Raw genomic sequence first — 23,117 nt, 5'->3', positions numbered from 1 at the left:
TGAGGCTGTTGAGCGCTATGGTGTCTGCATTTGCCGTCGAGTTCTAGTGAATTGCTTATGACTCATTGGCTTATGCGATGAAGTGAAGGCTGGATAAGAAACTTTCGAGGTGGTTTTATATCAATCCATTCGATTGGAATGCTGCATTTTTTACGCTTTTTATCGATTGTTGCCTGATGGATGATGGCCGTCATCACTCACCGGTCTCGCTTCGTGGCTCAGGCGCCTCGCCCCATGACGAACCTTTTCAGGAGACGATCATGCTTGAACTCAGACCTTTCAACTCGCTCGGCGGCGCTCACCACGGCTGGTTGGATGCTCATCACCATTTTTCGTTCGCCGAATACTACGATCCCAAGCGTATGAACTGGGGCAACCTGCGGGTCTGGAATGACGACGTGATCGCTCCCGGCACCGGTTTTCCGCAACACCCGCACCGGGACATGGAAATCATCACCTATGTCCGCGAAGGCGCCATTACCCACCAGGACAACCTTGGCAACAAGGGCCGCACCGAAGCGGGTGACGTCCAGGTCATGAGTGCCGGTACCGGGATCGCCCACAGCGAGTACAACCTGGAAGCGACGCCGACCAGGATTTTCCAGATCTGGATCATCCCGAATGAATCCGGTCTGGCCCCTTCCTGGGGCGCCAAGCCGTTCCCGAAAGGCAACCGCGAAGGTTTTGTCACCCTGGCCAGCGGCAAGGAAGGTGACGATCAGAGCCTGCGCATCCGCGCCGATGCCCGGCTGGTGGCGGCCAACCTGAAGGCCGGCGAGTCAGCCGAGTACCCGCTGGACAAGGGGCGTCGTGCGTACCTGGTGCCGGCCACCGGGGTCATTGAGGTCAATGGCTTGCGTGCACAAGCTCGAGATGGCGTCGCGGTTGCCGATGAGCAGGTTCTGCGCGTAACGGCCATCGAGGACAGTGAGATCGTGTTGGTGGACCTGGCGTGATCCGCTGAGCGCAATCGAAAAAAAGGGGCGACCGTTTTGGTCGCCCCTTTTTTTGCTGCTGCACCGAACCCATTGTGGGAGCGGGCTTGCTCGCGAAAGCGATGTTTCAGTCAACATTGATGTTGAAGCTGATACCGCCTTCGCGAGCAAGCCCGCTCCCACAAGGTTGTGTGTTTATTTCGCAGAAATGGCGCTATCCACCAGCGTTTGCGCTTCGGCCACCAGCTGCTTGAGGTGGTCGTCGCTGACAAAGCTTTCGGCGTAGATCTTGTAGATGTCTTCCGTGCCCGACGGACGCGCTGCGAACCAGCCGTTTTCGGTCATGACCTTGAGACCGCCAATGGCCTGGTCATTGCCCGGTGCATGGCTGAGGATGCTCTGGATCGGTTCGCCGGCCAGTTGGGTCGAAGTGACCTGTTGCGGCGACAGCTTGCTCAACAACGCCTTCTGTTCCGGGTTGGCCTTGGCGTCGACCCGTACCGAGAACGGTTCTCCCAGTTCATCGGTCAAGGCACGATACGCCTGGCTCGGATCTCGACCGGTACGGGCAGTCATCTCGGCAGCCAGCAAGGCCGGAATCAAACCGTCCTTGTCGGTSSTCCAGACSSMGCCGTCCTTGCGCAGGAACGAGGCACCGGCGCTTTCTTCGCCGCCGAAACCGAGGGAGCCATCGAACAGGCCGTCGGCAAACCATTTGAAACCAACCGGCACTTCGTACAGGCGCCGGCCCAGGCGCTTGGCCACGCGGTCGATCAAGCCGCTGCTGACCACGGTTTTACCCACGGCAGCATCGGCGCGCCATTGCGGACGGTTCTGGAACAGGTAGTCGATGGCAACGGCGAGGTAGTTGTTCGGCGCCAGCAAACCACCGGACGGCGTGACGATGCCATGACGGTCGTGATCGGGGTCGCAGGCAAACGCCACGTCGAAACGCTCTTTCAGGCCAATCAGGCCTTGCATGGCATGGCTGGACGATGGGTCCATGCGGATCTGGCCGTCCCAGTCGACGGTCATGAAACGGAAGGTCGAGTCGACTTCTTTGTTAACAACATCCAGGTCCAGGCGGTAATGCTCGGCAATCGCCGACCAGTAGCGCACCCCTGCTCCACCCAGTGGGTCAACACCCAGGCGCAACTTGGCCTCGCGGATGGCGTCGAAGTCGATCACGTTGATCAGGTCGGCGACATAGGTGTTGAGGAAGTCGTGACGATGGGTCGTGCCGGCTTTCAGTGCCTGCTCGTAGCTGATGCGCTTGACGCCAGCGAGCTTGCTGGCCAGCAGTTCGTTGGCCTTGGCCTCGATCCACTTGGTGATGTGGGTATCGGCCGGACCACCGTTGGTTGGGTTGTACTTGTAGCCACCGCTTTGTGGCGGGTTGTGGGACGGTGTGATGACGATGCCGTCCGCCAGGCCCGAAGTGCGCCCGCGGTTGTAGCAGAGGATCGCATGGGAAATGGCCGGCGTCGGTGTGTACTCGTCGCCAGCGGCGATCATCACGGTCACGCCGTTGGCGGCCAGTACTTCGAGGGCGCTGGCGCCGGCCGGCGTGGACAGCGCGTGGGTATCGATGCCGACAAACAGCGGGCCATCGATGCCTTGAGCTTCGCGATACAGGCAGATCGCCTGGCTGATCGCCAGCACGTGCCATTCGTTGAAACTCAAGTCGAACGAGCTGCCGCGGTGCCCGGACGTGCCGAACGCTACGCGCTGGGTCGAAATGGCGGCATCAGGCTGGCCGGTGTAATAGGCCGTTACCAGTCGCGGGATGTCGACCAACAATTCTGCCGGTGCCGGTTTACCCGCAAAAGGACTGAGTGTCATGCAAAACCTCTGGAATAGAGTGGTTCAGGAATTGGATCGCAGTTTACTGGCAGTTTGACCGCAAGGCGATGGGATCGATCCAACAGAGTGCAGGATGTTATTTTTTGCCTGACTCACTCGATTGATTCAAGGCGCAGCGCATCCCCCAACAATCCCAGTGCGGCAGCCAGATTGTGATCGCCGCCGAACGTGTGACTCAGGCGCAGATGCTGCCCGTGCAGACCCTGGAGGCTAAACAGTTCACCCGGCGCGATGACCACCTGATGCGCCAGCAGACGCTGGAACACACGACGGACATTGACCCGACGCAAGGAACGCACCCAGATCGTTGCACCGCCTTCAGGCTCGACGAAATGCAAGGCATCACCCAATCGTTCCTGCAACAACAGGGTCATCTGGCTCTTGCGCTCCTTGAGTAGCCGACGCAGCACTAGCAGGTGCTGATCGATGCGACCGCTGCTGTACAAACGGGCGATGGCTTTCTGGCGAATCGGCGAGAGACGAAAGGACCGCAGCAGAAAGTGCCGTTGCAACTCAACGCTCAAATGCCTTGAAAGCAGGTAACCGTAAGGCGCTTCCGGACCGATGGTTTTCTCGAACGTGGAAAACACCATCAACCGTTCAGGGTCCAGCAAGTCGCGAAAGCGCACGCCGCCCAGGTCGAATCCGAGTTCGCCATAACAATCGTTTTCCAGCACCCAACTGTCATACGCAGCCAAAAGCCGGGCAATGGCTTGCCTGTTTTCATCAGGCGCCAGGCTGCCACGGGGCATATTCAGGGCCGATGACAGCATCACCAGCCTTACCGGTTCGGTATCCAGCAGCAGTTTGAGGCGCTCCGGATCGAGGCAGCCATCGGCTTGCACGGGCAACTCGATCACCTGCACGCAGGCGGCTTGAAACAAACGCAGGATCGCCCAGTCGCACGGCGATTCGACCACCACGGTGGCGTCTTTCAAGCCCAGCACGGCGATCAGGATTTCCAGTACACCGCGAAGGTCGGCGCCGATGTAGACATCATCGGCGTGCCAGTAACGCATTGGCGATGTGGTGTAGCGTGCTGCCAGGGCGGCGCGCAATTCCAGCTCACCGCAGGGTTGCGAAGGCGACTGCGGCTGTCGGGGATACTGGCGCARCAGCTCTCGCTCCAAAAGTAACAAAGGACTGTCGAGCGGCTGCAGCAACGCCGGTTCATCGGCGCTCAGGACCAGCATCCCCGGACGCCTGGCATTGACGTAGACGGCTTCCAGCAGGTCGCTGCCGCTATCCTGCGGGTTGATTGAGGACACCGGCAATGCGTAGTAACCCGACTTGGCCACCGAATAGACGCGCCCTTCTTTTTCCAGCAGCGAATAGGCGTACTGAATGGTCGAGATCGACACGTTCAGACGTTCTGCCAGATGCCGCAACGATGGCAGGCGGATGCGCGAATCCCCTTCAGACTCGTTGATCAGGCTGGCCAGGTACCGGTAAACCGCCTGATAGGCGAAATCCGTTTCTCGAGGACCTTTCATGGGTGAAGGCCGATTGCAATGGCTGAAAATCCACCCACGGTCAGTGACCTGCTGACCATTCATCCACCAATGTGATGCCAGCGTCAGGATCGTCCACGGCATTTTGCAACGCGGCCGTTTCGATCAGTGCTTCAGGCGCCCCGCCAGCGCTTGCGGGCGCCCACTCCATGCGATAAAGCTGGCCAATCAGGCTGACGGGCAGTCCGCTGACATCCATCATCCATTGCATGATCTGTTCGGCGACTGGTTCCCCCTGCATGGCCCGGTGCAGCTCGGGCATGGCCACCAGCATGCCCGGATGGCACTGACGCAGAAAACGCTCGAGCCCCGCACCTTTTTCGATAAAAGGCGAAAAAAGCAGGCACACCAGTTGTGCTTCGCTCAGGCCCAGGTTCTTTTGCGCCTCGGCCGCCGCTCGGGCGCGCTGCTCGTCCAGTGTCGCCGGATTGCCGAATACCTCGATGGCCTGCTCGCACAAACGCTCAGGCAATCGCTTGCGGCGCATCATCACCAAGGCACGTTGCAGGTATTGCGCAATGCCGAACTCATAATTGCGACCCTGCACGAAGCACGCGTGCAACCCCCGGACGTGGGCCGAGACCGACGGGCTGACGAATTCGTTTTCGCTGATCTGCGCGGACAGTTCGTCAGGCTGGAACCCGAGAAACTCAGTCAGCAATGGCCAGCGCTCTACCAGGTTGCTGACCAGCAGGTCGTGAATGTCGATGCAGGCCGTACGACGACAGGTCTCAAAGCGCTCTTGCGGACGCCACCGGGCCTGGCCGAAATCCGCGTAGAACGCGTGATAACAGTCGCTGCCCAGTTCATCGAGCAATGCAAACAATCCCGCATAACCGGCCTCGCCCACCTGCGAAGGCTTGAGCCCTGCCTTGGTGGCGGCACGCTTCAATCCGTCGATGAACTGCTTCTGCTGACGCGGCGTGTCACTGATGAGCAAAGCGTCGACACCACCGTCCCAGCGGGCGATTTGTCCGTAGAACTCTCCAGTGGCCAGATAACCGTCATCCCACAGGTCGAACCCGCCGCGCCACTCCCGGCGATGACCGATCAGCAGCAGGTTCAGGCGACTGGACTCGCGACCGGCGTCGGAGATCGGCGTCAGTTGGTTGAACGGCAAGACTTCCCGATCATCGACCATCAACACCTCGACCCGGGGATCGTCATGGACAAACAACGCACAGTTGGTCCGGTGCATGTTTTCCACGGCCGCGCAGCTTGTCCCGTTCAACCGTAACGAGGCGATGCGCAACTGGAATGTCGCCGGCGCCCGCGTGGCAATGGTCAACTGCGCAGCACGCAACAGTGCCAGGGTGTAGCAGTTGTCTCGGGCCCCGGACTGGATCGCCAACACCTTGTAATCACCAATGTGCTCCATGCCCCCCGCCGTGACCGCCAGGCGCTGAATCAACAATTGCAATGCAGTGCGTTCGGCACGAGAGAAATAACCCAGCAATCGCTGCAGCACTTGTTGATAGACATGGTTCATCGCTTGGTCATGGATGCTGGTCATCTTTATTTACCTGATACTCGTAAGTTCAATATCGCGCAGACAGCAAATCCCGTTGGACTGTCTGTACGAATGGAGTCATGGACTTTATTGCCAAATGCTAACACTAGAATTTTCAGACATTCATTTGAAGTGAGCGCTGCACCCCCTCGGTTTAACCACGAAGGCGAGGCTGTACCACCCGGCGGGCAAGGGTTTGCTCGATTTAAACCGGAGTCCTAGGAAACGTCCGACAAAGTCCCACAGACACTTAATACAAGAAATAAGGAAGGAAGTTGTCGCTGTTTTTTTGGCAACTACACAACAACGAACTAATTTGGAGATTTGCACCGATGGCGCACATTGAAAAATTTCAGCCTGACCACCAGCCATGACTCGTTCCTTGAGATGAAAGTAATCATTCAATTATCAGGGCTTAGTGGCTGATTAGAAGCTACAGATTACGAGCAAAAACCAGTTCAGTTGCTGGACAGGCCTGCGGATCGAGGGGTTTCGGGGCTGAAACGAAAGAGTCCGTGTGGGCACGGACTCTTGGATAGGCTGTCGGGATAGCTGTTGCGATTGCTATTGGGTAAGTGCTACGCCGGTTCGACCTGGAGCGCGACCCTCTCGCGACACGGGCATTCGTCCATGTAGCGGTGTGCCTCGACAACCTCGGCAAACGGGAAGACCCGAGTCTTGAGCGGCAGCAGCACGCGGTCAGCGGTCAACTGGTTGATATCGCGCAAGGCACGCTGCAGTGCGACCTGGTCCTGGATGATGCCCAGTTCCGGCTTGCCGGTGAAGTTGCCGATGCAGTGCACGAAGAACTGAATGTTCTTCTGGAACGCTGCGCAAGCCGGGAATGGTGTCTGGTTGCCGCCTTGCAGGCCGTACAGCACGAGGCTGCCGCGAGGCGCCAACACATCGCCGAGCAACGACATCTGCGGACCGCCCAAACCATCGAACACCACATCCACGCCGCGGTTGTCGGTGATTTTGTTGATCCGCATGAGCAGATCTTCTTCCTCGGTAACGATGACTTTTTCGGCACCCAGTGACAGCAGATACTCACGCTCTTCTGCTGACTTGGTTGCGGCAATCACTCGAACACCCAGGGCCTTGCCCAGTTGTACGAACGAAGGTCCGGCGCAATGACTGGCGTCGGTCACCAGGGCGAATTGCCCGGGCTTGACCCGTGCCAGGTCGGCATAAGCGAAATAGGCGACCAACAGCGGCGTGTAATGCACGCTGGCTTCGATCGGGGTGAGTACGTCCGGGTAACGGGTCAGCGACGAGCGCGGCAGTACGATCAGCTCTCCGTAGACCGGATAGTCGTTCGGGCTTTGGGCCGGGAAACTGGCGACCTTGTCACCTATCGCCAGGTCATCGACACCCTCACCGACAGCCGTGACGATACCGGCCATTTCCTGGCCAAGGCCGGAAGGCAGATGGGCGCGGGACGACGCCAGGTTCTGGCGCCAGAGCGTGTCATACCAACTGATGCCGATCGCTTCGACGCGCACCTGCACTTCGCCCGGTGCAGGCAGAGCCGCCGCATGCTCTTCGCATATGAGCACCTCGGCTGGACCAAACTTGTGAAAACGAATCGTGCGGGACATCACAAACCTCGCCAATTGAACCTCTAATGCCTTGAACTCTAGCTGGGCTTTCAACCCAACACTATCTGTGGCTATTAATAGTCGACATGCCTGTCATTGATTCCGCAGCGGCAGCAACATCGTCAAATGTCGCAAGAAATTGAAGCTGCCTTTGTAGGAAATCTGAATTACTCGGTGCAGAGTACCAGTCTTTCCCCGTAATATTCCTGCTGGCCATTGTTCTCATATGGCCGCCCACGTCAAGTTTGCTGACTCTGCCAGGACTCCAGATGAATCGTAATGACCTGCGTCGTGTCGACCTGAACCTGTTGATCGTTTTCGAAACATTGATGCACGAACGCAGCGTGACCCGTGCTGCGGAAAAACTGTTCCTCGGCCAGCCAGCCATCAGTGCGGCGCTCTCGCGCCTGCGCGGGCTGTTCGATGATCCTTTGTTTGTGCGTACCGGCCGCAGCATGGAGCCGTCTGCCCGGGCGATCGAGATTTTCGCCCTGCTCTCGCCGGCACTGGATTCGATTTCCACCGCGGTCAGCCGTGCGGCCGAGTTCGATCCTGCCACAAGTACCGCCGTGTTCCGCATCGGCCTTTCGGACGACGTCGAATTCGCCTTGCTGCCAATGCTGCTCAAACGCCTGCGTGCCGAATCACCGGGGATTGTGCTGGTGATACGCAGGGTCAACTACATCCTGATGCCGGGTTTGCTGGCATCCGGCGAGATCTCCATCGGCGTCAGTTACACCACCGACCTGCCGGCCAACGCCAAGCGCAAGGTACTGCGCCGCAGTCAGCCGAAGCTGTTGCGCGCCGACACCGTGCCGGGGCCGTTGAGCCTGGATGACTACTGCGCCCGCCCCCATGCACTGGTGTCGTTCGCCGGTGACCTCAGCGGCTTTATAGATGAAGAACTGGAAAAGCTCGGGCGCAAACGGCATGTGGTACTCGCGGTGCCGCAGTTCAATGGCTTGAGTACCTTGCTGGCCGGCACTGACATCGTCGCAACCGTGCCGGACTACACCGCCGATGCACTGACTGCAGCGGGCGGTGTGCGTGCGGAAGACCCGCCATTGCCGGTGCGCAGCTTCGAACTGCACATGGCTTGGCGAGGGTCGCAGGACAATGATCCGGGTGAGCGCTGGTTGCGCTCGCGGATTCAGATGTTTTTTGGCGACCCTGATAGTCTTTAAAGAGGATGGCGTATCTCTCTTTTAGGTCGCGGGTGAGTCATGACAAGTGTTGAAGCTCGCAAAAGCCTCGACACTCGTCACTGTTCAAACCTGGATCATTCTTTATAGAGCGTTCGAGCCTGAATCCGTTCGAGGGCCACACTTTTCAATCATCCAGGTGCTGCTTCAGCATCGCCCAGGCTTCTTCGGTGATACGGTAGTTCTTGTCGGCCTCAAGCACGATCACGCCCTCGTTGCACAGGCGTTTAAGTACTTCGCGCACACTGACAAATGTCATCCCGGCAGACAGTGACACCAGATAGGCATACACCCCACGGACACCGACGGCACGCCCATCCAAAGTGGCGGCAACCAGCGCATTGAGGACCTTGATGCGGATCAGACTGGTGCGCAGTCCATAGAAACGAAGCAATTCACGAATGTGTTCATTCGAGCTGCGATTGCATACGAACGCCAGCTGATTGGTCGCTGTGCGAAACGGTGAAGGTGCGCTTACAGCCGCTGAGCCTGAGTTGTTCAACATGCGAAACTCCCTTTCCGAAATGTTCAGGGGTTGCTACGTCAGCCGTAGCAACCCTTCCCGTCTTCGTCAGAAGTCGACGGTGGCCGACAGCTGCAAGGTCCGCGGATAACCCGGGGAGAATGCGCCGTACGAAGCAACGCCCGACCAGTACTCACGATCAAACACGTTCTGCACGGTGGCGCGGAACGTCGTCGGCCGGCCTTCGATTTTGGTGGCATAACGCGCGCCGGCATCGAAGCGGGTCCAGGCATCCAGCTCCTGCGTATTAGCCTGATTGACGAATTGGCTGTCGGTGTAAATGGCACCACCGGTCAGAGTGAAGCCTTCAAGCCATGGTGTATCCCATTCGGCCCAGAGGTTGGCTTGCACGTCCGGCACACCCACCGGTTTGTTGCCGCGGTTGGCCGCTGTCGCCGAATCGGTCAACTCACCGTCAAGCACAGTCACGCCCCCCATCAAGCGCGTGCCCGGCGCGACTTCGCCGAACATGCTCAACTCGATGCCGCGATTGCGTTGTTCGGCCTGCACCGAGAACACGTTGCCGGCGCCGATTTCACCACTCGGTTTCTCGATCTGGAACAACGCCAGCGTGGTCATGAACGTACCGTACTCATATTTGACGCCGAGTTCATGCTGCTTCGATTTGTACGGGGCGAACGTCTCACCGGCGTTGGCCGCCGTGCCTGGTGCGATGTCTCCTTTGCTCAAACCTTCAACATAATTGTAATAGAGCGAGACATCCTCCCAAGGCTTGACCACCACTGCGACCAGTGGAGTCGTGGCACTTTCGCTGTATTTCGAGCTGACCGAACCTGCGGCGTTGTAGTTGCGTGATTCGATGTCCTGGCGACGCACACCGAGGGTCAACTGAAAGCGGTCATCGAGCATGGACAACGTGTCAGTCAACGCGACGCCGGACAGATCCGATTCGGAAACGCGCAGCACCTTCGGCGAGTTGATGAATTGCCTGGGCACATCGATCGGGTGGTAAATGTTCGAACGGATTTCGGTACCATTGTTGATCCCTCGGGACAGTTCATCCTGGTACCGGGTCGCCATCAGCGTGGTCGTGTGAGTGATCGGCCCTGTAGCGAACACGCCGCGGATGCCGACATCGGCTGTTGAACGATCGACGTTGAATTTGTAGTAACCCGGAATGTTGCTGGTATCGCCGGCCTCATTGAGGATTCTCGGCACTTGGTCAGACAAACGCTTGACGTCCGATTTGCCGCCACCGGCGTGGGCAAACACGGTAACCGTATCAGTCAGGTCATATTCGCCCCCCAGCAAGGCCGACTGCTCTTTGGTATCCGACCAGCCCCAGTCCTGCGGCAGGTTGGTGCGTCCATTCGGCGCGGACGGGACATCTACCCCCGGTGCGATGGTGAATGGCCGCGAGGCTGCGTCGAAGCTTTCTTTCTGACTGATGTAATCAAGGTTCAAGCGCAAGCGCTCGCCACGATAATCGAGGGCAATGGCGCCGACACCCACGTCTCGATGCTGATCATCAATGGCCGTATCGCCGCCCTGCAGGTTGCCGTTGAAGCGCACGCCAAACTGATTTTCCTCGCCGAAGCGACGACTGAGATCCAGATGACCGCCGACCTGAGAGTCCGAGGCGTAACTGCCGGTAAAACGGGTCAGGTCTTCGTCCAGTGGACGCTTGGGAACGATGTTGATTACGCCACCGACGCCACTGTTGGGCGAGATGCCGTACATCATCGCGCCCGGCCCCTTGAGCACTTCTACACGCTCGGCGTACTCGGTGAACACCCGGTAGTTCGGCGCTACGCCGTACACGCCGTCGAACGCCAATTCACCGAGGTTGCCTTCACCGATCGGGAAGCCACGGATGAAAAACGAGTCGACGATGCCGCCCGTCTGACCGGTGGAGCGCACCGAAGGATCACGTTGCAGCGCATCGGCCACGGTCACGGTTTGCAGGTCGGCCATGGTCTTGGCGGTGTAACTGGTGACACTGAACGGGGTGTCCATCACGTCCTTGTTGCCCAACATGCCCAACCGGGCACCGCGCGCAACCTGGCCGCCGGCGAACACTTCCGGCAATGCGGTCGGACCGTTGTAACGGGCGTTGATGTTGGTGGTGCCGAGAGTCAGCGCATCCATGCTGTCGTCGGTCGGCGTCGCGGCTGGAATGTTCGAGGTCTTGTCGGCGGCAACGTCTTGTTGCTCGGGGCTCGCGGCCCAGGCGTTGGCGCTTCCTGCGACCAAAACAAAATTCAGCATGGCGGTACGAATGGCGAGTGTTAACACGCGCTCACCGCTAGGACGACTGACAACAGGCATGACGTGAGGATCCTTTTCAACAAGGGAAAATGGTTATCACTCCTATTGCCAGTCGATCTGCGAAAAAGTATCACCCGCAGTAAAGTTTCTTTGATTTTGCCAGGCCAAGGCTAGGCATACAGGCGTTGCAGCGGTATCGCGACCACCGGCAACGCGGGGTCAAACGCGTGCCGGGTGGTCTTGTACGGAAAGATCTCGCCGCGGGCGATCGCGGTGAAAATTCGCGCCACTTCGAACACTTGCCCAGTCTGCCAATGCCGCACGCACACCCGCGGATCGGTGTAATCGAGCTGGATGCACGGCACTCGCTTCAAGCCCAGCTGCAACGCCGCGTTGAACCGGTGATTGCCGTCCATCACGATGCCTTGCGAGCGCTCGACGATGATCGGCTCCAGCCAATGCCCGGCCCGGATAATCGACTCGCGCAGCATCGCCACGTTGACCGGGTCCACCTGCTCGGACTGCAGCACTTCGCACAGCGGCCGCAGCGTAATCTGATATTCGTGTTCCATGGTTGATCTCCTGATTCGCCGGGGATTCAGCAGGCATCGGCGCGGGCAATTGGCGCGTACTGGCTGGCCACATCGAGCAGGCGCTGGGCGTGTTCGATCAGCGGCAAGTCGACCATCTCGCCATCCACTTGCACCGCATGACTGCCCGTGGCCACCGCCCTCATCACCCGGTCGGCCCACGCCAATTGGCGCGAATCCGGCAGGAAAGCGCGCTGCACCGAGAGCAGTTGCGAGGGGTGGATGCACAACTTGGCGCCGAATCCCAGCGAGCGTGCGTAATGTGAGTCCTTGGTGACAACCGCCAGATCGCTGATCGCCGGCGTGACACCGTCGATCGGTGCCGGCAAATTCGCCGTGCGCGAAGCCAGCACAATGCGGTTGCGGGCGAAGAGAAACGCATCGGGAGTCTGACTGCAGTTGACATCGAGCGAGAAATCCAGCGAGCCGAACGCCAGCCGCGCCAGGCCCGGAATCGCCGCAATCGACTCGACCTGTTGCAGGCCCTTGGCGGTCTCGATGATCGCGATAATCTTCAGCTCCGGCTGCCACTCGAGCAGGCGTTCGACCACCCGCGCCAGGGTCTCGGGGCATTCGGCCTTGGGCAGAAAGATTCCGCTGCACCGCTCGGGATAGCGCATGTCGCTGAGCCAGGTCAGGTCCTGGCGAAACAGTGTGCTGCTGACGCTGTTCAGGCGGATGTAACGTTCGCAGGAAACCTTTGGCGTGCTCTCCTGCCACGCCCAGATGGCGGCGCGGGCTGCGGCTTTGCTGTCTGGGTGAACGGCATCCTCAAGGTCGAGAATGATCGCGTCCGGGCCCGCTTCGACGGCTTTGGAAAACCGTTCGGGTCGGTTGCCCGGCACGAACAGGTAGCTGATCGCGAGTGGGGTTTTGCTGCTGAGTCGATCGGATTGCATGGCGTTGCTCCTTGGCGTGAACCAGTCGTGATTTCTGAAAATTTTCAGGCCCCGCCGGCGGCGGATTTCCGTGCCTGCCCGGGCCGTCTCGCAACAGCCCTCAACGCCTTATTGATCAAGGTATTAAGGGTTTTTTTATGTAGGGACGAACGCGTACTTGAGCGTGTAAATACACGCTCATGAATTAGCCCTGCGCAGGTCTTCATTCAAAAATATTTGAAAACCTTACTTGATAATCGTTCGCGTTCGCAATATGGTTCACGCCGTCAAGAGGAACTATCCTCGTTTCAGAGCCAGCGATCAGTATCACGGGAAGTACATGTCAGTGATGTCATTTAAATATCAGTTACTGGTCATCTACAGAGGACTGGCCATCAACTAGCGGCCAATCAGAACATCCGTACAAACCTTATGGAATGGGGTTCTCATGCAATTGTTTTGCGAGCCATTTATTACGATCGGCCATACGGATTCATCTTCAGATTTCGCCTGGCATCCGCCTCCAGGGTGTTTAAAGTCTCGTATCTGACGAGTAAAAAAGACTACATCTTTCGATAACGATCAGTTATCGACACATCAATGGCGACGTTATTTTAGACGCCAGGGGTTAACTATGCTTGCAACCAATAAATCGCCTATTGAAAAGCTAAATAAAGTCCATCAGCCGGACATGCTAAAACCGCTGATCGACCCAGTTATTTATACGCTTATTAATAACTCCCCAGGCATACTTATTGACTTGGTCAAACAACATGGGTCGCCGTTGAATCTGGTTTGGCCCCATGCTTTTGAAGTGAACACGAAGGCCCTGCAGGCCGTGTTGAAACAGTACAACGTGACTCACGCCATCTTCTACGGCGCCAAGGCCAACAAGTCCCAGAGCATGCTGAGCGCTGCGGCAAACTCGGGTATCGGCGTCGATGTGTCGAGCATCCACGAACTGGAAGCCGCGTTGCGGGCCGGTACGCCGGCAGCAAAAATCTGCGCCACGGGACCGGCAAAAACAGCCATGTTTCATCAGGCGCTGGTCAGTGCGGGCTCACTGATTTGCGTGGACTCGTTGGAGGAATTCGAGCACCTCAAAATCGTGATCGAATCGCGACCTGCCCTCACCAAAGCCAGACTTTTACTGCGTTACAGGCCGAAAAGCTGCCCGAAAAGCCGATTTGGAATGGGCCCGGAAGACTTGCTTGAATGCCTTCAACGGCTGACCAGGCAATCTGCGACTTTTCACTTCGAGGGTTTCCATTTCCATCTGGGCGGCTATGGATTCGAATCCCGCGCGCAGGCGTTCCGTGAGGTAACGGCGTTTGTCGAAGCAGCTCGGGAAATGGGTTTGAATCCGCTGATGATCGACATTGGTGGAGGCCTGCCGATTCGTTATGTCGAGCCACAGGCCTACGGTCTTTTTTTGCAAAACGAGAACAAGCCCAGCCACTATTACAACCAGTCAGTCCCAGACTCTTATTATCCTTATGGCAGTGACCTGACGGCACCGCAATGGTTGACGCTATTGCTCGAAGCCGATCATTCGACAGGACTGTCCATTGCCAATTACCTGAAGCTTCAGAATATAACGCTGGCATTGGAACCCGGCCGAAGCCTGGTAGATCAAGCAGCTATTTCATTGTTTCGCGTCACCCGCACGAAAAAACTCGCCGACAATAAAGCCGTCATCTTTGTTGAAGGCAGTAGCTTCAGCGCCTGTGAAACCTGGTTTTCTTCTGAATACCTGGTAGATCCAATACTGATCAGCACAAAAGAACTCCCATGCACCCCGACCCAAGCTTATATCGCAGGCCACAGTTGCCTGGACGATGATGTGATTACGCATCGGCTTATCAATTTCGGCACTGCCCCCCAAACAGGTGACTTATTGATTTATGTCAATACCGCCGGTTATCAGATGGACTTGCTGGAGAACGAGTTTCATCGCCATCCCCTGCCCCGGCGGTTGACGGCGACCTGTTGTACGGAAGGTAACTATGCGTTTTCACCTGACTACTAAAGGTAATATTTGAAATGATATTGAATAAAGTTTCGGATCTTATTGGTAACACTCCAATGTTGGGCATTGATGTTCCGGATACCAACGCACGCTTGTTGCTGAAGATTGAAAAGAACAACCCCGGCGGCAGCATCAAAGATCGCATGGCACGCAATATGGTGCTGGCTGCGCTCAAGTCCGGTCGCCTGAAACCCGGCGGTGTGGTCGTCGAATCGTCCTCCGGCAACACCGGGATTGGACTGGCCATGGCAGCGGTCGAGTTTGGTTTGCACTTCATTGCCGTGGTCGATCACCACGCAGCGCAAGACAAGATCGCGGTGATGAAGGCGCTGGGCGCCGACATTCGATTCGTCAAAGGCACCTATCGCGAAGATGAGGTCGCGGTGGTCGAGCGTCAGCGACTTGCGGCGGAACTGGCGAGCGAGATTCCTGGCGCCGTGTTCATGAATCAATCCGACAACGCGGCCAACGCTGGTGGCTACAGTGATTTCGTCCGCGAAACCATCGCTCAGGCTGAAGGCGCTATCGGTGCCTACGTCGGTTGTGTCGGCACCGGTGGTTCGATGACCGGCATCGCTCGTGGCTTGAAACTGCACAACCCCGGCACCGTGACCGTCGCAGTCGAACCGGCCGGCTCGATCGTCTTCGGCCATCCCGGCTATCCCTACTACCAATCAGGCACTGGCACTCCGGCCGGTGACACCGTCGGCCTGGTGCTCGACTACAGCTGCATCGATCTGGGCGTGCAAGTCACCGACTCACAGGCTTTCGAAAGCGCCCGCTACATCGCCCGCAACCTCGCGCTGCTGGTGGGTGGCTCGACCGGTGGTGCAATTTTCAAGGCACTGGAACTGATCCACAAAGGCGTGTTGACCGGCAACGTGGTCGTGCCGATCGCCGACGGCGGCGAAAAGTACCTGCACACGGTGTTCGACGATAAATGGCTGCAAGAGCGTGATCTGCTTGATCCGAACGTCGCGCCGCAACTGGACGCCTGGCTGGGCAAGACCCAATGGCTGGAATCCGTTTCCGCGCCGCTGCAACTGAGCGTCGCATGACCCACCCATCACCAAGGAACGCCTCTCGATGAATCTGTTGAAAGTCGCCATCTGTGGTGGCGGCAGGACCGGCCATCTCAACGCCATCCTGTTTAAACAGCTGCCCAATGTTCAGGTTTCGATGCTCACCGGCAATCCGCAGGTCATCGAACAGCACGCGCGTCAGACGCCGATGCAGGCATTGTTGCCCGATGGCTCGACGCTGAGTGCCCGACTGGATCGCGTGACCACCGATGCCAAGACTGCCGTTGAAGATGCCGACATCGTCATCATCACTGTCCCCGCCCATGCCCGGCCGCAAACCTTGCAAGCCATTGCACCGCATCTGAGCGCCAGCAAACCGGTGTACATCGGCGCGATTCCGGGTTTCTGCGGTTTCGACTGGCTGGCCGAAGCCACCCTGGCCGATCGCCCCAACCTGGTGATCTGGGGGATGAAGGATGTCCCGCATACTGCGTTTGAGCTGACACCGGGGCGGTCGATCAAAATGGGCGGCGGCAAAAGCCAATTGTATGTGGCGACCCACGCTCGAGAATCGCAGAAATCGCGCCAGCAGCTGCAGGACATGCTCACCACGTTGTACGGGCCATGCGTGACGATGCTCGACAATTACCTGGAAATCACCCTGACACCGGGCAATCCGATCATGCACAGCTCGGTGATCTACGGGCTGATCGGCCCCTACGGCCAATGGCATCGCAAGATCTTCCCGCAACGCATGTGCTGGTGGACCGAGTGCCCGGAACTGGGCGCCTACTTCCTCGAACGCATGGATCAGGAAAGCCAGGACTTGTGTGCGGTCATCAGCCAGCGCATGGACATCGACCTGTCCTCGGTCAAATCCCTGAAACAGGAAATCGTCGAGGCCTACGGTGACCAGATCCGCGACCAGAGCAGCATGCTTTCGATTCTGCGCACCAACCAGGCCTACAACGACATCCTCGCGCCGATGGTGCCGGCCGGCGACAACCGCGCCGGCTACGTGATCGAACGCGAGAGCCGCGCCTTCAATGAAGACGTCGCCTATGGCCTGGTCTTGCTGGTGGAAATGGCCAGGCGCTTCGAGCTGAAGGTGCCCTACATCGAAGAAGTCTTGCAGTGGAGCGTTGCCTACATGCAAGGCCTGCGCGATTCGGCACTCGACTACTTCCCAAGCCACTGGCCACGCACGGCAAACGCCGCCGCTTGATCTCTTTGTTTAATTTTCGACGAGCAGACCGCTGATATGGATGACTTCAAGACACTGATCGCCTACTCCCGCAAAAACGCCATGCGACGCTTGATCCGTTGCCTTTTTGCCGAGAACATTCTCGACCGTTCGGCCCTGAGCTTTTCCGTCGAGGGGAACCAGGCCACTTATCCGTTGAAGGGTGCCCGCGCCCATCTGTTTTTCTCCGACATTGCCAAAGGCCCGGCCGACACCGTGGTCAACGACGGTGACGTGGTGCTGTTGACCGATGAAGGTGTGCGACAGGTCATCACCAGCCATCAAGACATGCTGGATGTGCTGCGTGACAGCTTCGACTTCGAGCCCACCGACGAAGGCGTGGCCGGGCTCAAGTCCGACATGGAAAACAGCCTGATCAACGACGCCCACGCCCGCCAGCATCGTCAGCAATGGAATGCGCGGCTGGAGCGGGCCACCAAGGATCAGGGGCTCACCAGCTTCACCGATTATCTGCGCAAGCATGCCAACACCAAGGACGCCGCCATCCTTCTCGACCAGTGGGGCTCGCTGGAAGGCCATCCATATTACCCGACATGGAAATCCCGCCCGGGCCTGACCGATGCTGAAGTCGAGCAGTTGTCCCCCGAGTTCAACGCTCAAGTGCCGCTGCGTATCGCCGCGTTGCGTGCCGACCATTCGAAAAGCGAAAGCATGCCGCACGTGACCAGTTACCACGACTGGTTCGCCAGCAACTTCCCGGCGCAATGGGAACAATGGAAGGCCTCGCTCAACAGCAAAGGGCTGGATGAAACCCAGTGGCTGCCGCTGCCGATTCACGCCTGGCACCTGCAGGCGTATGTGCTCAAGACGTTTGCGACGGAAATCGAAGAAGGCATTCTAATCACCGATGGCCCGGACATTGCGACCCTGCCGACCATGTCGTACCGCACGATGATGCCGGTGTTGGACGACTGCGCGCCGCTGATCAAATTGCCGATTGCAGTGTGGATGACCAGCGAACTGCGCAGCCTGCAAGCCAAGTCGATTCACATGGGGCCGCGCATCAGCACGGTGATCGCCAGGATTCTGGACGCCGAAAAAGGCTTCGATCAGCGTCTGGAGATCTTCCCGGAAGAAATCGGCGTGCGTTACAAAAACGCGATTACTCAGGACGATAATCCCGGGCGTCATCTGTCCGTGGTCTTTCGTGCCAGTCAGCAAGCGTTCGAACGCAGCGACGAATGTCTGCCGATTACCGTGGCGTCACTGTTCACCCGCTTGCCCGGCAGTGGTCGGCCGCTGTTCACCGATCTGATCGAGCGCGACGGCGTGCGGGCGAATGCCACCCAGGTTGAAAGCTGGTTCCGCCAGTACGCCAAAGTGGTGACCCACCCGGTGGTGGCGATCTATCTGATGTATGGCATCGGTCTTGAAGCGCATCAGCAAAACACCATGGTGCTGTTCTCCCCCGACGGCAAAGCACGTAGTCTGCTGATCCGCGATTTCGGCGACGGCAGGACTTACGCACCGCTTTTGGAAGAGCGCGGCTATGCCCTTCAGCCCCATGTGCAGCCGGGTATTCTGCCGACGGTATTCTCAGGTGATATCGAGCCGGTACGCATGTTCGTGCTCGACGCGGCGTTCCTGACGCATCTGCACGAAATGGCGCTGTGGCTGACCAAGGAGTACGGGGTGAACAACACACGGCTGTGGGCGGTTTTGCGCGAGGAGACCGACCTTGCATTCGAGGCTGTGCGCGACCGTGTCTCGCCAACGCTGTGGGAAGTCGAACGCAAGGCGTTCGTGGAAGATCCATGGCCGACCCGATCGTTGTTGCGCATGCACTTGATGCAGTACTCCAACTATCGTTTGCAACACACCCTGACCAACCCGCTCGCTAGCGTTTAACCGAGGCTGACCCATGTCCCATGCAGGTGTCATCCAGGGTTCGAGAGTAAGAATCCTGATTTATATTCTATTTGCGATCCAGTTGGTGTCCATGGGCGCGATGGAAATGAGCGGGCCGTTCTGGCCTGTCCACCTGCGTGGGCTGACCGCCTCAGAGTCGGTTTTCAGCTTCGCCAGCATCGCCGTGTACGTCGGGCCGATGCTGGGCATTATTCTGACCAGTGCATTCTGGGGCCGTATCGGCGATCGCTATGGCCACAAGTTGATGATGATCCGCGCCCTCGCCGGATTGTCGTTGACCCAGCTTGGGCTGGCCCTCTTCAGCGACATCTGGGTCATTCTGATCCTGCGTTTTCTGCAAGGCGCCTTCGCCGGGTACATCGCCCCGGCACAGGCTTACGGCGTCAGTATCGAAGCGCCTTCGCGGCGGGCGCGGCTGTTCGCCATCCTGCAAATCTCGACCAACGTCGGTTCGTTGCTGGGAGCGGTCGTCGGCGGGTTGATCCTCGATTACGCCACGTTCTTCTGGATCAACATCATCGCCTCGGCATTGTGTGCGGTGTGCACCGTGATCGCGGCCGTCACTTTGCCGGATGTGCCACCGGTGAAGAAAGCACCGGTCGCGGACAAGGCAGCGCCGGCCAGCCGTTCAGGCAGTGTGTGGCAAGGTTCGCCATTGCTGTCGCTGCTTGGCGTGATGGGCATTTTGCTGCTGGCGCGAATGCTCCCGCAGACCTCTTTCTCGCTATATGTCAGCTCGGTGTTCGAGGTCAGCAATTCGGTGGTTGGCCTGTGCTATGGCTTGCTGGCGTTGGGCTTCATTCTTTCGGCCACCGCCTGGTCGCGTTATTTCGAACACCGTAGCCAACAGGAAACGCTGCATCGCATTACCTATGTGGTCATCGGCTGCATCGTCCTCACCGCCGTGGCGGGTGTCACGCGCAATTCGCTGGTGTTTGTCATCGCCTACTTCATCTGGGGCGTATTGCTGGGGGCTACCACACCGGTGTTGATGGCGCTGATCTCGAAAACCGCCGACAGCTCGCAACAAGGCCATGTACTGGGGATTGCCCAGGGCACCGCGCAATTTGCGTCGATTGCGGGTATCTCGGCCGGCGGTTTGCTCAGTCAGGTCTATGGCTTGCAGTACACCTACCTGTTCGTTTGCCTGGCCTACGTGGTGGCGCTGATCCCGATTGTCGCCTTGCGTTACTTGCCTGCGGTGATGCAACCGAGTCATGTCCCGCCCGGGGATTGATCAAGGAACCTTGCTTTGAACATTGAACAACTGCGCGCCGACACCCCCGCTGTCGCGCAACTGATCCACTTCAACAACGCCGGTGCGGCGCTGATGCCTACGCCGGTGATCGAAGTCATGACCCGCCACATTCAGCTTGAAGCGAGTCTTGGCGGTTATGAAGCGGCCGGGCAACAGTCGGCCGAACTGGAAAATGTGTATGGCGCCATCGGTCGTCTGATCAACGCCCAGCCCGATGAAATCGCGGTGATCGAAAACGCGACCCGCGCCTGGGACATGGCTTTCTATTCGTTACCGCTGCAACCCGGCGATGTAGTGCTGACCTCGACCACCGAGTACGCCGGCAATTACATTCCTTACCTGCAACTGAAGAAGCAGCGCGGCATTGAAATCCGCGTCATCCCCAACGATGAACACGGCCAGGTGTCACTGCCGGCCCTGAAGGACATGCTTGGCGATGATCGCGTCGCGTTGATTTCCCTGCCGGTGATCGCCACCAATGGCGGGCCGGTGCAGCCCATCGAGCAGATCGGCGCCCTCGCCCGCGCTGCCGGCGTGCTGTTTCTGCTTGATGCCTGCCAAGGTGTCGGGCAAATGCCGATCGACGTGCAGAAAATCGGCTGTCACATGCTTGCGGCCACCAGCCGCAAATACCTGCGTGGGCCTCGGGGGATGGGATTTTTGTATGTAGAAAGATCTCTGTGCCAGAACCTGGAGCCGGTCTTTCTCGACCTGCATGCCGCGTCCTTGCAGACAGCTGACACGTTCAAAATCCGCGCTGACGCACGACGCTTCGAGAACTGGGAGTGTAACGTCGCCGCCAAACTGGGCCTCGGTACTGCGGTTGAGTACGCGCTGGCGCAAGGCCTCGAACCGACGTGGTTGCGGATTCAACAACTGGCTGCTTACTTGCGTCAGCGACTGACGGACATTCCGGGCTTCGCGCTGCGTGACCTGGGTATTCAAAAGTCAGGCATCGTGACATTCACCCACCGGGACAGCAGCGCTGCACAGCTCCAGCAGTGGCTGGCTGGACAGGAAAAACGCATCAACGTTACCACCTCGACATTCCGCTCGACGCTGCTCGACATGCAGCACCGGGACCTGCTGGAGGTCAGCCGCGCCTCTCTCCACGCGTACAACACCGAAGCAGAAATCGACACGATGATTGCAGCGCTGAGCCGCCTGCCGAGAGTCTGAAAGCGATTCCACTCGGCACTTGCGTCGCAGCCGGTTTGTAAATTAGCATTGGGAATACTTCTCAATTGCAAAAAAACCTGCAGCCATGAGCGAAACCCTTCCCGCGAATAACGACCATCACCTGCGCGCGATCGAAGCCCTGTACAGCGGCCATCACGGCTGGCTGTACGCGACGCTGAGAAAAAAACTGGGTAACGCCATGGATGCAGCGGATCTGGCGCAGGACACCTTCACCCGTATCCTCGCCTCTCAAGTGACCGTCATCGAACAACCGCGCGCGTACCTGAGCTGCGTGGCCAAGGGCATTTTGGTCAACTGGTATCAGCGCAAGGCACTTGAACGCGCCTATCTGGATGCCCTCGCCCATATGCCTGCCCCGCAGGTGCCTTCACCGGAAYTGCGTTTCATGGTGCTGGAGACCCTGCACGAAATCGATGCGATGCTCGACGCCCTGCCGCCATTGGTCAAACGCGCGTTCCTGCTGTCGCAGATCAGCGGCCTGAAATACGACGACATCGCCCAGCAGCTGGGCGTATCGCTGATCACCGTCAAACGCTATATGAAGCAAGCCTTCGTACAGTGCCTGTTGCTGGTGGAGTGAATGCTCACTCGCCGCAAGGAGCCGCACCTCGATCACCAGGCACTAGAAGAGGCCGCGGACTGGTTGATCCGTTTGAGTGAAGGCGAACTCAGTGAAACTGAACGTACCGAATGGGAATGCTGGAAAATCAGCACGCCCGATCGCGGCCGTGCCTGGGCCCGTGCGCAGTTATTGCAGACCAAGCTCGGCGGCTTGCCACCGTCTCTGGCGATGTCGGCACTCGACCGCCCAAGCAGCCCTGAGCGTCGCGCGGCGCTGGGCAAGCTGGCGATGATTCTGGCAATCCTGCCGGCCGGTTGGGGCAGCTGGAAACTGGCAGAATCCCAGCAATGGTCGGCCGACTATCGCACCACCGTCGGCCAGCAACGCGAGCTGACCCTGGCCGACGGTTCGAAAATCACCCTGAACACCGACACCGCCATCGACGTGCTGTTCGACGCCAGCCAACGACTCATTCACCTGCGCGAAGGCGAAATACTGGTGCAGACCGCAGCGGATATTTCTCCGCTGGCCCGGCCGTTTCTGGTCAGCACCCGCCAGGGTCGCATGCAGGCTCTGGGCACACGATTCACCGTTCGAGAATTGCAGCCACGCACCCACCTTGCAGTGCTGGACGGCGCAGTGAAGGTCGAACTCGCCGAAAATCGTCAAGGAACGCCGTTGGTCATCAACGCCGGGCAGCGCACCGACTTCTCATCCAAAACCTTTGGCGGGGTCACCGCCGTCGATCGCTACATCGGCGCCTGGACCCAAGGCTTGTTGATGGCTGACAAGATGCGCCTGGCTGACTTCGTTGCCGAACTGACACGCTACCGCCGCGGCTTCGTGCGTCTGGATCCTGCGATTGCCGATCTGCGTATTTCCGGTGCCTATCCGATCAGCGACACCCAGCGCACGCTGAACATGCTGGCGCAAACCTACCCAATCCTCGTCAGCGGCCATTTGAATGGCTTCTGGGTCATGCTCTCTCCCGCCTGAGTCGAAAAAAATCGCCGATCATCTGATACTTTTTTTGATCTCGACTGGCTATGGGGAAGAAGAACCTTTCCGTCC

At 58.5% G+C, this 23,117-nt stretch carries 18 protein-coding genes; 10 read left to right on the top strand and 8 right to left on the bottom strand.

What is annotated here, in order from left to right; genetic code table 11:
* Positions 1-260: 260 nt before the first annotated feature.
* A complete protein-coding gene (locus tag AB4Z35_RS13565; RefSeq protein ID WP_008002066.1) occupies positions 261-956 on the top strand; it encodes a pirin family protein in 696 nt (231 codons plus the stop codon).
* A 174-nt stretch (positions 957-1,130) separates the two neighbouring features.
* Here the strand turns inward: AB4Z35_RS13565 and pgm are convergent, their stop codons facing one another.
* The 4 genes from pgm to AB4Z35_RS13545 all read right to left on the bottom strand — a co-directional run bounded on the left by pgm (position 1,131) and on the right by AB4Z35_RS13545 (position 7,420).
* On the bottom strand, positions 1,131-2,777 hold the full coding sequence (gene pgm / locus AB4Z35_RS13560; protein ID WP_442097568.1) for a phosphoglucomutase (alpha-D-glucose-1,6-bisphosphate-dependent): 1,647 nt from the start codon (positions 2,775-2,777) through the stop codon (positions 1,131-1,133).
* 113 nt (positions 2,778-2,890) lie between these two features.
* Positions 2,891-4,291 (bottom strand): aminotransferase-like domain-containing protein, encoded by a 1,401-nt coding sequence (locus AB4Z35_RS13555; RefSeq protein ID WP_442097567.1) that lies wholly within the window; start codon positions 4,289-4,291, stop codon positions 2,891-2,893.
* 40 nt (positions 4,292-4,331) lie between these two features.
* Positions 4,332-5,822 (bottom strand): hypothetical protein, encoded by a 1,491-nt coding sequence (locus AB4Z35_RS13550; protein ID WP_442097566.1) that lies wholly within the window; start codon positions 5,820-5,822, stop codon positions 4,332-4,334.
* 575 nt (positions 5,823-6,397) lie between these two features.
* Complete coding sequence (locus AB4Z35_RS13545) at positions 6,398-7,420, bottom strand: zinc-dependent alcohol dehydrogenase family protein (RefSeq protein ID WP_442097565.1); 1,023 nt, start codon at positions 7,418-7,420, stop codon at positions 6,398-6,400.
* A gap of 269 nt (positions 7,421-7,689) precedes the next feature.
* On the opposite strand from AB4Z35_RS13545, the gene AB4Z35_RS13540 reads away from it, so the two are divergent.
* Positions 7,690-8,604, top strand: coding sequence for a LysR family transcriptional regulator (locus AB4Z35_RS13540; protein WP_108228796.1), 915 nt, complete (start codon positions 7,690-7,692; stop codon positions 8,602-8,604).
* A 145-nt stretch (positions 8,605-8,749) separates the two neighbouring features.
* On the opposite strand, the gene AB4Z35_RS13535 is transcribed toward AB4Z35_RS13540, so the two are convergent.
* From AB4Z35_RS13535 to AB4Z35_RS13520, 4 genes are all read right to left on the bottom strand, one after another.
* Positions 8,750-9,127 (bottom strand): fe2+ zn2+ uptake regulation protein, encoded by a 378-nt coding sequence (locus tag AB4Z35_RS13535; RefSeq protein WP_442097563.1) that lies wholly within the window; start codon positions 9,125-9,127, stop codon positions 8,750-8,752.
* A 66-nt stretch (positions 9,128-9,193) separates the two neighbouring features.
* Positions 9,194-11,434, bottom strand: a complete 2,241-nt coding sequence (locus AB4Z35_RS13530; RefSeq protein WP_442097562.1) for a TonB-dependent receptor — start codon at positions 11,432-11,434, stop codon at positions 9,194-9,196.
* A gap of 110 nt (positions 11,435-11,544) precedes the next feature.
* The gene (locus AB4Z35_RS13525; RefSeq protein ID WP_116260804.1) at positions 11,545-11,946 is read right to left on the bottom strand and encodes a ParB N-terminal domain-containing protein; all 402 of its coding nucleotides are present in this window, start codon (positions 11,944-11,946) and stop codon (positions 11,545-11,547) included.
* A 26-nt stretch (positions 11,947-11,972) separates the two neighbouring features.
* Positions 11,973-12,863 carry an HpcH/HpaI aldolase/citrate lyase family protein gene (locus AB4Z35_RS13520; RefSeq protein WP_442097561.1) on the bottom strand — a complete coding sequence of 297 codons (891 nt, stop codon included), beginning with the start codon at positions 12,861-12,863 and terminating at the stop codon, positions 11,973-11,975.
* 613 nt (positions 12,864-13,476) lie between these two features.
* Between AB4Z35_RS13520 and AB4Z35_RS13515 the strand changes: the two genes are divergently transcribed.
* The 8 genes from AB4Z35_RS13515 to AB4Z35_RS13480 all read left to right on the top strand — a co-directional run bounded on the left by AB4Z35_RS13515 (position 13,477) and on the right by AB4Z35_RS13480 (position 23,042).
* Positions 13,477-14,871 carry a Y4yA family PLP-dependent enzyme gene (locus tag AB4Z35_RS13515; RefSeq protein WP_442097559.1) on the top strand — a complete coding sequence of 465 codons (1,395 nt, stop codon included), beginning with the start codon at positions 13,477-13,479 and terminating at the stop codon, positions 14,869-14,871.
* Between the two features lie 14 nt (positions 14,872-14,885).
* Positions 14,886-15,929 carry a PLP-dependent cysteine synthase family protein gene (locus AB4Z35_RS13510; protein ID WP_442097558.1) on the top strand — a complete coding sequence of 348 codons (1,044 nt, stop codon included), beginning with the start codon at positions 14,886-14,888 and terminating at the stop codon, positions 15,927-15,929.
* Between the two features lie 28 nt (positions 15,930-15,957).
* Positions 15,958-17,118, top strand: a complete 1,161-nt coding sequence (locus tag AB4Z35_RS13505) for an NAD/NADP octopine/nopaline dehydrogenase family protein (protein WP_442097557.1) — start codon at positions 15,958-15,960, stop codon at positions 17,116-17,118.
* 36 nt (positions 17,119-17,154) lie between these two features.
* Positions 17,155-19,005, top strand: a complete 1,851-nt coding sequence (locus AB4Z35_RS13500; RefSeq protein WP_442097556.1) for an IucA/IucC family protein — start codon at positions 17,155-17,157, stop codon at positions 19,003-19,005.
* A gap of 13 nt (positions 19,006-19,018) precedes the next feature.
* Entirely contained in the window at positions 19,019-20,263 is a 1,245-nt protein-coding gene (locus AB4Z35_RS13495; RefSeq protein ID WP_442097554.1) for an MFS transporter, read from the top strand.
* A gap of 15 nt (positions 20,264-20,278) precedes the next feature.
* The gene (locus tag AB4Z35_RS13490) at positions 20,279-21,463 is read left to right on the top strand and encodes an aminotransferase class V-fold PLP-dependent enzyme (protein WP_442097553.1); all 1,185 of its coding nucleotides are present in this window, start codon (positions 20,279-20,281) and stop codon (positions 21,461-21,463) included.
* A gap of 85 nt (positions 21,464-21,548) precedes the next feature.
* Positions 21,549-22,064, top strand: coding sequence for a sigma-70 family RNA polymerase sigma factor (locus AB4Z35_RS13485; protein WP_007994329.1), 516 nt, complete (start codon positions 21,549-21,551; stop codon positions 22,062-22,064).
* Complete coding sequence (locus AB4Z35_RS13480; protein ID WP_442097551.1) at positions 22,065-23,042, top strand: FecR domain-containing protein; 978 nt, start codon at positions 22,065-22,067, stop codon at positions 23,040-23,042.
* Positions 23,043-23,117: the final 75 nt, after the last annotated feature.

Origin of the sequence: Pseudomonas sp. KB_15 (genome assembly GCF_052114525.1) — a bacterium.
Taxonomy (GTDB): Bacteria; Pseudomonadota; Gammaproteobacteria; order Pseudomonadales; family Pseudomonadaceae; genus Aquipseudomonas.
This window is presented reverse-complemented; position numbering and strand designations above follow the sequence as displayed.

Bases quoted from the DNA above. Each gene is read 5' to 3' on its own strand.
- AB4Z35_RS13545 (WP_442097565.1), bottom strand. From the start codon at position 7,420: ATGTCCCGCACGATTCGTTTTCACAAGTTTGGTCCAGCCGAGGTGCTC.
- AB4Z35_RS13535 (WP_442097563.1), bottom strand. From the start codon at position 9,127: ATGTTGAACAACTCAGGCTCAGCGGCTGTAAGCGCACCTTCACCGTTT.
- AB4Z35_RS13510 (WP_442097558.1), top strand. From the start codon at position 14,886: ATGATATTGAATAAAGTTTCGGATCTTATTGGTAACACTCCAATGTTG.
- AB4Z35_RS13515 (WP_442097559.1), top strand. From the start codon at position 13,477: ATGCTTGCAACCAATAAATCGCCTATTGAAAAGCTAAATAAAGTCCAT.
- AB4Z35_RS13505 (WP_442097557.1), top strand. From the start codon at position 15,958: ATGAATCTGTTGAAAGTCGCCATCTGTGGTGGCGGCAGGACCGGCCAT.
- AB4Z35_RS13530 (WP_442097562.1), bottom strand. From the start codon at position 11,434: ATGCCTGTTGTCAGTCGTCCTAGCGGTGAGCGCGTGTTAACACTCGCC.
- AB4Z35_RS13500 (WP_442097556.1), top strand. From the start codon at position 17,155: ATGGATGACTTCAAGACACTGATCGCCTACTCCCGCAAAAACGCCATG.
- AB4Z35_RS13520 (WP_442097561.1), bottom strand. From the start codon at position 12,863: ATGCAATCCGATCGACTCAGCAGCAAAACCCCACTCGCGATCAGCTAC.
- AB4Z35_RS13540 (WP_108228796.1), top strand. From the start codon at position 7,690: ATGAATCGTAATGACCTGCGTCGTGTCGACCTGAACCTGTTGATCGTT.
- AB4Z35_RS13495 (WP_442097554.1), top strand. From the start codon at position 19,019: ATGTCCCATGCAGGTGTCATCCAGGGTTCGAGAGTAAGAATCCTGATT.
- AB4Z35_RS13525 (WP_116260804.1), bottom strand. From the start codon at position 11,946: ATGGAACACGAATATCAGATTACGCTGCGGCCGCTGTGCGAAGTGCTG.
- AB4Z35_RS13480 (WP_442097551.1), top strand. From the start codon at position 22,065: ATGCTCACTCGCCGCAAGGAGCCGCACCTCGATCACCAGGCACTAGAA.
- AB4Z35_RS13565 (WP_008002066.1), top strand. From the start codon at position 261: ATGCTTGAACTCAGACCTTTCAACTCGCTCGGCGGCGCTCACCACGGC.
- AB4Z35_RS13550 (WP_442097566.1), bottom strand. From the start codon at position 5,822: ATGACCAGCATCCATGACCAAGCGATGAACCATGTCTATCAACAAGTG.